Annotated in this window: 10 protein-coding genes; 9 read left to right on the top strand and 1 reads right to left on the bottom strand. The window is 31.3% G+C overall.

Annotation, left to right across the window (positions count from 1 at the left end):
• Positions 1–20 precede the first annotated feature (20 nt).
• The gene (locus Q6H37_RS21145; protein ID WP_318736298.1) at positions 21–539 is read left to right on the top strand and encodes a ferritin-like domain-containing protein; all 519 of its coding nucleotides are present in this window, start codon (positions 21–23) and stop codon (positions 537–539) included.
• Between the two features lie 207 nt (positions 540–746).
• Here Q6H37_RS21145 and Q6H37_RS21140 read toward each other — a convergent pair whose 3' ends face one another.
• Positions 747–2,414: a metallophosphoesterase family protein gene (locus Q6H37_RS21140; RefSeq protein ID WP_318736296.1), complete on the bottom strand. Its 1,668-nt coding sequence runs from the start codon at positions 2,412–2,414 to the stop codon at positions 747–749.
• Between the two features lie 341 nt (positions 2,415–2,755).
• Between Q6H37_RS21140 and Q6H37_RS21135 the strand changes: the two genes are divergently transcribed.
• The 8 genes from Q6H37_RS21135 to Q6H37_RS21100 all read left to right on the top strand — a co-directional run bounded on the left by Q6H37_RS21135 (position 2,756) and on the right by Q6H37_RS21100 (position 12,259).
• The gene (locus tag Q6H37_RS21135) at positions 2,756–3,484 is read left to right on the top strand and encodes an HAD-IB family hydrolase (RefSeq protein ID WP_318736293.1); all 729 of its coding nucleotides are present in this window, start codon (positions 2,756–2,758) and stop codon (positions 3,482–3,484) included.
• 210 nt (positions 3,485–3,694) lie between these two features.
• Positions 3,695–4,363, top strand: coding sequence for a ribonuclease H-like domain-containing protein (locus Q6H37_RS21130; protein ID WP_412523879.1), 669 nt, complete (start codon positions 3,695–3,697; stop codon positions 4,361–4,363).
• 45 nt (positions 4,364–4,408) lie between these two features.
• A complete protein-coding gene (locus Q6H37_RS21125) occupies positions 4,409–5,125 on the top strand; it encodes a FadR/GntR family transcriptional regulator (protein WP_318736290.1) in 717 nt (238 codons plus the stop codon).
• A gap of 701 nt (positions 5,126–5,826) precedes the next feature.
• Complete coding sequence (locus Q6H37_RS21120) at positions 5,827–7,335, top strand: L-lactate permease (protein ID WP_318736287.1); 1,509 nt, start codon at positions 5,827–5,829, stop codon at positions 7,333–7,335.
• Positions 7,336–7,380: 45 nt separating this feature from the next.
• Positions 7,381–8,655: a nickel-dependent lactate racemase gene (gene larA / locus Q6H37_RS21115; protein WP_318736284.1), complete on the top strand. Its 1,275-nt coding sequence runs from the start codon at positions 7,381–7,383 to the stop codon at positions 8,653–8,655.
• Between the two features lie 57 nt (positions 8,656–8,712).
• Positions 8,713–9,501, top strand: coding sequence for an electron transfer flavoprotein subunit beta/FixA family protein (locus Q6H37_RS21110; protein ID WP_318736281.1), 789 nt, complete (start codon positions 8,713–8,715; stop codon positions 9,499–9,501).
• A 76-nt stretch (positions 9,502–9,577) separates the two neighbouring features.
• Positions 9,578–10,780, top strand: coding sequence for an electron transfer flavoprotein subunit alpha/FixB family protein (locus Q6H37_RS21105; RefSeq protein ID WP_318736278.1), 1,203 nt, complete (start codon positions 9,578–9,580; stop codon positions 10,778–10,780).
• Between the two features lie 63 nt (positions 10,781–10,843).
• Entirely contained in the window at positions 10,844–12,259 is a 1,416-nt protein-coding gene (locus tag Q6H37_RS21100; protein WP_318736276.1) for an FAD-binding oxidoreductase, read from the top strand.
• The last annotated feature ends 114 nt before the right edge of the window (positions 12,260–12,373 follow it).

Genomic DNA, 12,373 nt, shown 5'->3' with positions numbered 1-12,373 from the left:
TTATTATTATGGGAGAATGTATGCCAGGAGATATATCAAAACATACCAAGTATATTGCTGATAGACCTTATCCAGAACCAAAGGTGGAAGGTAAAAATATTTTTTATGCTAACCTACTGCTTGAAGATTATGCAGGTATGGTTAGTGAACTTACAGCTATAAATCTTTATATCTTCCAACATATAGCTAGCGAAGGAAAGTATGATGACTTTGCAGAACTTATAGGTGGAATAGCTATGGCAGAGATGAAGCATCTAGAGCTTTTAGGGGATACAATTAAGTTATTAGGTGTGAAACCAGTGTATGCTAATTCTACATGTCCATTTAGTAAGCTTTGGACTGCTAAATATGTCAATTTTACTACTATCATAAAAGCTATGCTTGCAGAAGCCATTAGATCAGAAAAAAAGGCCATTAATCAATATAAGCGTCATATTATTTTGATTAAGGATGAATTTATAAAGAAATTGATTAACAGAATTATAATAGATGAGGAGCTTCATTTAAAGCTTTTAGAAGAAATGTATGGGAAATATTAAAGTAATATTTTTAAGAGGACAGAGGACAATTGACAGAGGACAGTGAAGGAGGATTTTTCTCCGCTTTGCTACGAAAAATCTTTAATTAAATTTTTGAAGGCTCGTTTCGCTGGAGCGAAACATTGCTGACTTATATAAATTTAAAGATTTTTTTGCGTTAGCAAAAAATCAACCTTCACTGTCCTCTGTCCTTCGTCAATTGTCCTCTTACTTATCTATCATAACCATATTGAATTGAGTATTATAACTGCAGTTGAAGCCTGCTTTAGTTAAAACATCTAAGCTAACATTTTTCTTAGAAGAAAGATCTTTTGCATTGAAGCTGTAGGTTTGCTTATCTATAGTTAATTTCAATGATGAAGAATCATAAGTTCCACCTAAATACATAGCTATATAGAGTGGATTAACATAAGCTTTACCATTTACTATTTCAGTTTGATTACTTCCAAAGGCAATTGGTGTTCCATATATGACTAATCTTGGATCAGCTCCGATAGCTGCTAATTCTTTATTATTCATATCAACATTATATGCAGTTGGAAGAACTACTTTTGTACTGTTTTGTGGATGGTCTTTATCTATTGTGAAGGAATCTACTAAAGTTCCATCCTGTTTATATGCGTTTATTGTAAGCACATTTCCTTTAACATCTGCTACTTCATAGGAAGGCATATCTTGAGGATCAAAGAAAAACGCATCCCAAACTTTAGAAGATAAGTCTCCATAATATTTAGCACCACTTCTGCCAGTTACATAATATACTGTTCCTTTAGAATAATCTGTATAGTATTTTCCATTATTTATAGGAAAGGTTCTAGATACCCCATGATCATGTCCATTAAGAACTACATCTACATGATGTTTTTCTATTATAGGTGATATTATATTTTTTAAGCTTACATTAGCTCTTGAAGCTTTATTGTAGTACGGAGTTTTGTGGAAGGAAACTATTGTCCAAGGTTGTTTATTTGCAGATAAATCTGAATCAAGCCAAGCTGCTTGTTGTTTCAAAAATTCATCATTATTTGGAGCTTCTTCTTCTTCCTGGCTGTCTAACATTACGAAATGAACATTTCCATAATCATAGGAATACACTTGACCCTTAAAACCTTCTGGTCCATTCATAGGAACCTTGAATTGATTTACAAAATATTTAGGCTTAGTTGAATCCCAGCCAACAGCATTGTAGGTTTCGTGGTTACCTTGAGTTGGCATTTCTGGTATGGTATCAATAACACCTCTAGCAGCGTCAAACCAGTTATTCCAATGCCTATAGTCTTGTCCTTTTTCAACTAAGTCGCCCATATTTATTATAAAGTCAGCATCTTTATTTTTAGAATAAGCATTTTGAACAGTTTTATTCCATGGAGCATAATTTGGAACATCTGCATTTCCGCTTTGAGAATCTCCAAAAACAATAAACTTGACATCATTTTCTTTGTCTGCTTCTGTTTTAAAGGTGCTTTCTTCACTCCAATTTTGTCCATCTCCTACTTTGTAACTATATTTAGTATTTGGAGTAAGATTAGTTAGAGTAGCTGAAAATAGATTCATATATCCAGTGTTTATATCAGTGTTTGATGTTGAAAAATCTTCCTTAGTAGCATCAAAAGTTTTTGTCTCACCAGTAGTTAAATTTTTGTATTGAACTAATCCTTTAGTTACATTTGTACTAGTTCTCCAGGTAATGGTTTGTGTAGTTTTAGAATCTTTTGTCCATGTTAAAGTAACATGATCAGGCTTTACAGTAGAATTTAGGCTAGTATTAATAGTTGTACCATCATAGGATGCTTGTACTGAATATATTGGAGCTGCTGTTGTTGCTGCAGTAATGATAAGTGCAGCTATTAACATTGATAAATGTTTCTTTTTCATAAATCTTTCACCTCTTAACTTAATTTTCCACGGCATAACATAATTATATATTTATTAAGTTAAGAGGATATTATATAAAGTTAAGGGTGTGTTAACTTTATAAATAAATCCAAACTTCTACTGCATCCTTGTGTCGTATTATTTTTAAATTGTAAATTTAGTAGCTTTTTAATCACATAAGTAATATAATAACATAAAATATAATTTTAACATTAATATACTTGATTCAAATTGCAGAACTTATAAATATTAGTTAAAGTTAATGAGTATATCTACAGTAATTTATTATGTATATTATCTACTTAATCAATGAACATATAATTTAAACAAGGAGGGATAGTATGAATATAGCAGCTTTTTTTGATATTGATGGTACTTTATATAGAGAAGGATTGATTACAGAAGTTTTTAAAAAACTTGTGAAATATGAAATAATTCCAACTGATAGATGGTATAAGGACGTAAAACCGGAGTATGAAAAATGGGATAAAAGACAGGGAAATTATGATAACTATCTTTTGAAAATGGCAGGAATATATATTGAGGCTATAAAAGGCCTTCATAAATCTCAAATAGAATTCATAGCTAAAAATGTAGTGTCACAAAAAGGAGATAGGGTTTATACTTTTACAAGGGATAAAATTAAGTGGCACAAAGAAAAAGGACACAAGGTGATAACTGTTTCAGGAAGTCCCATAGAGCTGGTAAAAGAAATGTCTATAAAATATGGTTTTGATGACTATAAAGGAGCAAGGTATGTAATAGATGGTGATGAAATGTATACTGGAGAAGTAATTCCAATGTGGGATAGCGAAAGCAAAGAAAATGCCATTTATGATTTAGTAAAAAAGTACAATATAGATTTATGCAACAGTTATGCTTATGGGGATACCTCTGGAGATTTTTCAATGTTTAAATTGGTAAGACATCCCGTTTGCGTAAATCCAACTAAAGAACTCCTTCAAAAGGTTATAGAGGATGAAGAAGTTAGAAAAAAAATACAGATAATAGTTGAAAGAAAGGATACAATATATAATCTAAAACCAGATTATATTAATAATTTTAATTAGGACTTATGAAGTAAGATAACAAGTTAAAGATGCTAATATGTTTTGCTCAGGGCAGTATGATGCAAAGCATATTAACGACTTTCTTGTTATTTTTTATGTTAGAAATTTACATTTATGTTATATGTATGAATTAAATTTCACTTGATTGCTAAAAAATGATATAATATTAAAACGGATGTTTTACATAATTAATTAGAAAAGAGTGGTAAAGTGATAGAAAGGCATAATGTTTTAGAAGTTGAAAAATTGTTAGAAGAAAATACGCTGAGCATAAGTGGAAAGAATTATTTATTTAAGGATGCTTTGTTCTTTGATTTGGAACATTATATATATAAAAAACCTATTTGCATAGGAGTTTTTGGATGCTGTTATTTTGATGATGTAAAAAATAAGCTTAATGTTACACAATATATGATAGAAAGTGGAAAAGATGCAAGACATATATTAACTCTTGCTAAGAATTATTTTCAGATTATGAGTTCAAAATATGGTAAGAAGTATTTAGTAACTTTTTCAGGTAATAATGATTTTACAGTAATTAATTATCTTTTTGAAAAGTATAATATAGACTTTGATATAGAAGCACATTTTAAACATATAGATCTTCAAAAAGAATATGAAAGAGAAAAAAAAGTTTGTATTGGACTTAAGGCATTGGAAAAAGAATTTGGTATAATTCGCGAAAGTGAGGTTATAAGTGGCTCTAACTTAGCTAAAACTTTTAGTAAAATTGTAAAAGATAGTAGCTATGCACAGAGAATGCCCCAGGAGAAAAGAGATAAAATACTTTTGTATAATGAACAGGATGTAGTAAGTTTATTTGAAATTTATGTGAATTGGAACATTGTAATGAAAAGAGATGAAATATTAGAGAGTTAGAGATTTTTTCTAATGCAGTTTAATAAAAAAGGGAGGTTTGATTTCATGTTCAGCCCAATAAAAAACACAAAGGTTTATGAACAGGTTATAGAACAAATTAAAAATATGATCATAGATGGCACGTTGAAAAAAGGAGATAAATTACCTTCAGAAAGGGAGTTGGTAGAACATCTTGAAGTTAGCAGAACATCTATAAGGGAAGCTTTAAGAGCCCTTCAAATTATAGGGTTAGTTGAATGTAGACAAGGTGAAGGAAATTATATTAGGGAAAGCTTTGAAAATAGCTTATTTGAACCTCTATCTATGATGTTTATGCTTCAAAAAAGTAGTTCTCTTGAAATTATGGAAATTAGAAAAATTATTGAAGTAGAGACTACTGCTTTAGCTTCTCAAAGAATTACAGATGAAGAATTGGAGCATATGAAGATGTTACTCGATACCATTAAAAGTTCTGCTGATGAAGATGACAAGGTAAAAGCTGATAAGGCATTTCATTATGGAATTGCAAAGGCTTCTAGAAATTATTTAATAATTAATATTTTAAATGCAATTTCATCTTTAATGGATGAATTTATTAAGGATGCAAGAAGAAGAATATTGGTGGAAGAAGAGAATAAAGATGAATTAGCTAAACAACATGATGACATATATAAAGGTCTTAAATCTCGTAATCCTAAAAAAGCATCAGAGGCTATGAAGAGACATTTAGATTTTACTAATGAATATTACTTGGATTCGGCAAGTAATTCTGAAAACTGTTGATAACAAATGTTGATAAAGAAATAAAAGAAACTGTTGCATTAAGGGAAAATAATACATACATTGGATTGGTTTCTAATTTACCAAACAACCTATTGTATATAAATTACTTAATGCAATAGTTTTTTTATTTATATAAGTTTAATAAATTTTATATAATATAAAAGATTTACAAATTAGATTGTTATTTAAATAACTAAAATTCTGATAAATTACATTTTGAAGGAAAATTCAAAAAATTATTCTTTTTAAAATATTAAGCATAAAGGCTATTAAATCAATGTGTAACAGTAGAAATATAAAGTTTGGATTCAATGTTAATTAGATAACAATTGTAGAAATTACTAAAATAGTGTGGTAATATTAAAACAACAACTGGTCATACCATACTACCAATTTAAATATAACAGCAAAATACATAAAATAGGAAATGGTAATTCATCCAAACATTAATGTTAAATAAATAACCTCTTTGAAGCTATTGAGCAATATTTGAAAAAATATTTAAATATTTTTTATGTAAATGTTTTAATGTGAAGGTTGCAATAATAACGTTTACATGAGCTTGAAGAATTGAATAGCTGATGTTAATGAAATAACTATTGTAGAAATATTGAGAATATTATGCTAGAATCTAGTTATCAACTGGTACTACCATAGTACCATGTTACCATACTACCAATTCATTAACAGGAGGATAAAAAATGAATATGTATGTACTATTTTTTATTGCATTAATACCAATAGTTTGGCTTATGATTTCGCTGGGAGTGTTAAAAACACCAGGTCATAAGGCAACACCAGTAACATTAATCGTAACATTAGTTTTAGCAATTGCAGTATGGAAAATGCCTGTAGTTGATGCATTGAGAGCAGGACTAGAAGGTGCAGCAAGTGCAATATGGCCTATAATTATAGTCATAATTGCAGCAGTATTTATTTACAATTTATCTATTTATACAAAGAGTATGGATCTAATTAAAAATATGATGACAAGTATTACCACAGACAAGAGAATTTTAGTTCTTATACTTGCTTGGGGATTTGGAGGATTTTTGGAAGCTATTGCAGGCTTTGGAACAGCAGTTGCAATTCCTGCCAGCATAATGGCTGCTCTTGGATTTGATCCAGTATTTGCTGCAATTATATGTTTAATAGCAAATACAACACCAACAGCTTTTGGAGCTATAGGACTTCCGGTGTCCACACTTGCTAAGCTTACAAATTTAGATCCTAATATTTTAAGTTATGCAGTTGGGTTACAATTAGCAGTGCTGATTGTTATAGTACCAGTAATATTAGTAATGATAACAGGTAAAAGTGTTAAGGCAATTAAAGGCGTTTTAGGAATATCAATAGTTTCAGGACTAGCTTTTGCCATACCAGAAGTATTGACAGCTAAATACATGGGAGCTGAACTTCCAGCAATACTTGGCTCTATAATTTGCTTAGCAGTAACTATAGGGTATGCTAAAGTATTTCATAAGGATAAGGCTTTCAAAGATGCTGAAAAAATATCCTTTAGCAAAGGAGTTATGGCATGGGTGCCTTTTATATTAGTATTTGTAGCTATAATATTTACCAGTTCTTTATTCCCAGGAATAAGTAAAGGTTTATCAAAAATAAGTACTACTGTTAAGATTTATCATTCGTATACGTTTACTTGGATTAATAATCCTGGTTCATTAATTATAATAGCAGGAATTGTAGGAGGATTAATGCAAGGAGCTAAGATTGGTGAAATACTAAATGTTTTAGGTAAAACAATTAAACAAATGACAAAATCAGCTATTACCATAATAGCCATCGTAGCTCTTGCCAAAGTGATGAGTTATAGTGGAATGATTAAATCTATAGCAGTTGTTTTAGTTGCAGTAACTGGACGTGCTTATCCAGTAATAGCACCTATTATAGGAGCACTTGGAACTTTTGTAACAGGAAGTGATACTTCAGCTAATATTTTATTCGGACAACTTCAAGTAGAAGCTGCTAAATCCTTAGGTTTAAATCCATATTGGCTAGCAGCAGCTAATACAGGTGGTGCTACAGCAGGTAAGATGATTTCGCCACAAAGTATAGCAGTGGCTACGGCAGCTACAGGACTTGCAGGTGCAGAAGGTAAGATTTTAAATGCTACGTTGAAATTTTGTATAGTATATGTAATCGTTTTGGGAGTTATAGCTTACTTTGGAGGCGCAGCATTCAATTTATAATTATAAAGAATATATTTTATATTTATTATTGGGGGGTATAATGTAATGTCAAAAATTAAAATTCCTTATCACAAAAAAATGCTAGAAATCGCCATAGAAGATAAGAATTTAGCTGGGATTTTGGAGTCAAAGGCAGGAGAATACAAGACAGATTTATCTCAAGAAGAAATAGTTGAAAAAGCTTTAAATAATCCTATTGGAAGTGAAAGCTTAGAGGATTTAGTAAAGGGTAAAAAAAATATGGTTATTATAACTAGTGACCATACAAGACCTGTGCCAAGCAAGATTACAATGCCTATACTTTTAAGGAGAATTAGAAAAGTAAATCCTGAAATAGATATAAAAATACTTATTGCTACAGGATTTCACAGGCCTACTACTCATGAAGAGTTAATAAATAAATTTGGGGAAGAAATAGTTAAAAATGAACAAATAGTAATACATCATTCCACAGATGAAAGTACTTTGGTTAAAGTTGGAACTTTACCTTCAGGAGGAGAGCTTATATTAAACAAATTAGCTATGGAAACAGAACTTTTAATAGCAGAAGGTTTTATAGAAGCACATTTCTTTGCAGGATTTTCAGGTGGAAGAAAAAGTATACTTCCAGGGATTGCATCTGCCCAAACTGTTATGGCAAATCACTGTTCTGAGTTTATAGCAAGTGACTTTGCAAGAACAGGTATACTTAAGGGCAATCCTATACACAAAGATATGCTTTATGCAGCAGAAAAGGCAAAACTTGCTTTTATATTAAATGTAGTTATAGATAGTGAAAAGAAAGTAATTAATGCTTTTGCAGGTCACAGTCAATTTGCTCATGAAGAAGGATGTAAATTTGTGCTGGAGCTTTCAAAGGTAGATAAAATAGAAGCTGATATAGCAATATCAACTAATGGTGGTTATCCACTAGATCAAAATATATATCAATCAGTAAAAGGAATGACAGCAGCAGAAGCCACTTGCAAAGAAGGCGGAGTAATAATAATGGTTTCTGCCTGCAATGATGGACATGGCGGACAATCCTTCTATGACAATTTAGCTAATGCTAAAAGTCCTAGAGAGCTTTTAGATAGAATAGAAAAAGTACCAAGAAATAAAACTGCTCCAGATCAGTGGGAATTTCAAATATTAGCAAGAATGCTTGATAAATTTACAGTTATATTGGTTACTGACATGTGTGATCCACAGATGATAAAAAACATGCATATGGAACATGCTTATACCTTTGAGGAAGCATTAAAGAGGGCTTATGAACTAAAGGGTAAGGATGCAAAAGTAACAGTTATACCAGATGGGGTATCAGTTATAGTTAGATAGAATGTTAACTTTGAATTTTAATATAGTAAATAATAAAATTTTATGGAGGTATTTCACATGGAAATATTAGTATGTATAAAACAAGTACCAGGTACTTCAAAAGTAGAAGTAGATCCAGTAACAGGAGTTTTAAAAAGGGATGGTGTTGATTCAAAGATGAATCCATATGATTTATATGCATTAGAAACAGCACTTAGAATGAAGGCAAAGGTAGGAGGTACTGTGAAGGTTATAAGCATGGGACCACCACAAGCAGCAGAAGTTATAAAGGAAGCTTATATGATGGGGGCAGATGAAGGAGTTCTTCTTTCAGATAGAAAATTTGCTGGAGCAGATGTTTTAGCAACTTCTTATACTATATCTCAAGGAATTAAAAGTATGGGAAAAGTAGATTTAATACTATGTGGAAAACAAACTACAGATGGTGATACTGCTCAAGTAGGACCAGAAATGGCAGAGTATTTGGGAATACCACATATAGCAAACGTGAGAAAAATAGAAGAGCTTAAGGAAAAGTCAATGGTAGTGGAAATGGATATGCCAAATACAATAGAAGTAGCAGAAGTTAAGTATCCATGCTTATTGACTGTAGAGAAGGATATATTCCAGCCAAGACTTCCATCTTACAAAAAGAAGCTAGAAACTAAAGACAGAGAAGTTAAAATGTTAAGTTTGAAAGATTTTGAAGATAAAAATGAAAATAAATATGGATTAAATGGTTCACCAACACAAGTTGAAAGAATATTCCCACCAGCAGTAAATACAGATAAAGAAATGTGGAAGGGAACAGGAGAAGAATTAGCAGCTAAGCTTGAAGATAAGCTGAAAAAGATGAAGTTTCTATAAGATTTAAATTATCAAATATATAATGGTTAAAGTTAGTTAAAAATGTTTTTAAGGTAAATTTAAGGAGGAACGAGTTATGGGTAAATTAGTAGTAAATCAGGAGAAATTAACTCCTTCAGCTATAGAAGAATTAGTAAAAATATGTCCCTTTGGAGCTCTAGAAGAAAAAGAAGGAAAAATAGAAATAAATGCAGGCTGTAAAATGTGCAAGCTTTGTGTTAAAAAAGGACCTGCAGGGGTTATGGAATTTGTAGAGGAAGAAGTAGAAGCTATAGATAAAAGCCTTTGGAAGGGTGTAGCTGTATATGTAGATCATGTAGAAGGTGACATTCATCCAGTAACTTATGAACTTATTGGAAAAGCTAAGGAATTAGCAGCAAAAATAAATCATCCTGTTTATGCAGTGTTTGTAGGACATGATATAGAAAAAAAGGCAGAAGAAATACTACATTACGGAGTAGACAAGGTTTTTGTATATGATGATGAAGAATTAAAGGATTTTAGAATAGAACCTTACACTAAAGCTATGGAGAACTTTATAGACAATGTTAAGCCTTCAACTTTACTTGTAGGTGCAACTACAGTAGGAAGATCATTAGCACCAAGGGTAGCAGCTAGATTTAGAACAGGACTTACAGCAGATTGTACAATACTTGATATGAAGGACAATACTGATTTAGTGCAAATAAGACCAGCTTTTGGTGGAAATATAATGGCTCAAATAATAAATCCAAACCACAGACCACAGCTTGCTACAGTAAGATATAAGGTTATGGATGCACCAGAGAGAAGTCAAGAAAAGTCTGGAGAAATAGTAACTTGTAGTATAAAGAAAGAAGAATTAGCTTCTAATATAAATGTATTAAAGGTTACAAAGAAGGAAGTAGAAGAAAGTATATCTGATGCAGATGTAATAGTAGCGGTAGGAAGAGGCTTAAAGGCAGAAAAGGATATGGAAATGGTAAAAGAGTTTGCTACTTTGATTGGAGCACAAATAGCAACTACAAGACCACTTATTGAAGCAGGTTGGGCAGATGCAAAAAAACAAATAGGATTAAGTGGAAGAACTGTTAAACCAAAGCTTATAATCACTTTAGGAATATCAGGAGCAGTACAGTTTGCAGCAGGAATGAATAATTCTGATTGTATAATTGCCATAAATAAGGATCCTAAAGCTTCCATATTTAATGTAGCTCACTATGGAATAGTAGGAGATATTTATGAAGTAGTACCAAAACTTATAAATAATGTAAAAGAAGGAAAACCTTTAACAGTGTAGTATCTTAATAAAGTTAGACTTGAGCAATTATTAAAAATTAAAACGAATTTGGAGGTAATTAGGATGGAATGTCTATGTAATAAAGAATATAAAAAATTAGATAAAAAGGACATTGATTTTTTAATAGATATTTTAGGTGAAGACAGAGTTTACACAGGGGAAAATATAAATGAAGATTTCAGCCATGATGAATTAGGTGGAATAAGTAAAATGCCAGAAGCTATGGTAGAAGTTTTAAGTACAGAGGAAGTTTCTAAGGTAATGACTTATGCTTATGAAAATAATATTCCTGTAGTAGCTAGAGGATCAGGTACTGGTCTAGTTGGAGCATCTGTTCCAATTCACGGCGGTATAATGATAAACTTAACAAATATGAATAACATACTTGAAATTGATGAAGAAAATTTAACTCTTACATTGGAGCCAGGAGTACTTTTAATGGAAATAGGCAAATATGTAGAAGAGCATGATTTATTCTACCCACCAGATCCAGGTGAAAAATCAGCAACTATAGGTGGAAACATAAATACAAATGCTGGTGGAATGAGAGCAGTTAAATATGGAGTTACAAGAGATTATATAAGAGGACTAGAAGTAGTTCTTCCAACAGGAAAAGTAATAGAAGTAGGTGGAAAGATAGTTAAAAACAGTTCAGGCTACAGCATAAAAGATTTAATTTGTGGTTCAGAAGGAACTTTAGGTATTGTAACAAAGGCCGTACTTAGATTGCTTCCATTACCTAAAAAGGCTATAAGCTTGCTTATACCATTCCCTAATTTGGAAACAGCAATAAATACAGTGCCAAAGATTATAAAATCTAAATCTATACCAACAGCTATAGAATTTATGCAAAGGGAAGTTATACTTGCAGCAGAAGAATTCTTAGGAAAGAAATTCCCAGATAATTCATCAGATGCATATTTACTTTTAACTTTTGATGGAAATAGTACTGCCGATATAGAAAAGGATTATGAAAAAGTAGCTAATATATGCTTAGAAGAAGGAGCATTAGATGTATATATTTCAGATACAGATGAAAGAAAAGAGGCTGTATGGTCAGCTAGAGGAGCCTTCCTTGAAGCAGTAAAGGCAACCACTACAGAAATGGATGAATGTGATGTAGTAGTACCAAGAAACAAGGTGGCAGAGTTTGTAAAATATACAGATGAGCTTCAAAAGAAATTCGATGTAAGAATAAGAAGTTTTGGACATGCAGGAGATGGAAATTTACACGTATATGTATTGAGAGATGATTTAGCTAAAGCAGAGTGGGAAAAGAAATTAAGTGATGTATTTGAATGCATGTATAAAAAATCTCGAGAATTACACGGGTTAGTATCTGGAGAGCATGGAATAGGTTTTGCTAAGAAGAGCTATATGTTTGAACAATATGGAGATGACTATATAGAACTTATGAAAAATATTAAATTAGCCTTTGACCCTAAAAATATATTAAATCCAGGAAAAGTTTGCGAATAGTTTTAATCAATAAAGTATGCCAGAGGAATAGAACCTCTGGCATACTTTATTTTTTGTATCTAATAATTGAAGTGCAAAATTAAGTTTTTAGAATAAAAATAAAAATACTTGTAA

Source organism: Clostridium sp. JS66 (assembly GCF_033561535.1).
GTDB classification, from domain to species: domain Bacteria; phylum Bacillota; class Clostridia; order Clostridiales; family Clostridiaceae; genus Clostridium_AM; species Clostridium_AM carboxidivorans.
The sequence above is the reverse complement of the archived record's forward strand: the minus strand, read 5'-3'. Positions and strand labels throughout refer to the sequence as shown.

Coding starts and splice junctions, on each gene's coding strand:
- Q6H37_RS21145 (WP_318736298.1), top strand. CDS start 21: ATGCCAGGAGATATATCAAAACATACCAAGTATATTGCTGATAGACCT.
- larA (WP_318736284.1), top strand. CDS start 7,381: ATGTCAAAAATTAAAATTCCTTATCACAAAAAAATGCTAGAAATCGCC.
- Q6H37_RS21100 (WP_318736276.1), top strand. CDS start 10,844: ATGGAATGTCTATGTAATAAAGAATATAAAAAATTAGATAAAAAGGAC.
- Q6H37_RS21120 (WP_318736287.1), top strand. CDS start 5,827: ATGAATATGTATGTACTATTTTTTATTGCATTAATACCAATAGTTTGG.
- Q6H37_RS21105 (WP_318736278.1), top strand. CDS start 9,578: ATGGGTAAATTAGTAGTAAATCAGGAGAAATTAACTCCTTCAGCTATA.
- Q6H37_RS21125 (WP_318736290.1), top strand. CDS start 4,409: ATGTTCAGCCCAATAAAAAACACAAAGGTTTATGAACAGGTTATAGAA.
- Q6H37_RS21110 (WP_318736281.1), top strand. CDS start 8,713: ATGGAAATATTAGTATGTATAAAACAAGTACCAGGTACTTCAAAAGTA.
- Q6H37_RS21135 (WP_318736293.1), top strand. CDS start 2,756: ATGAATATAGCAGCTTTTTTTGATATTGATGGTACTTTATATAGAGAA.
- Q6H37_RS21140 (WP_318736296.1), bottom strand. CDS start 2,414: ATGAAAAAGAAACATTTATCAATGTTAATAGCTGCACTTATCATTACT.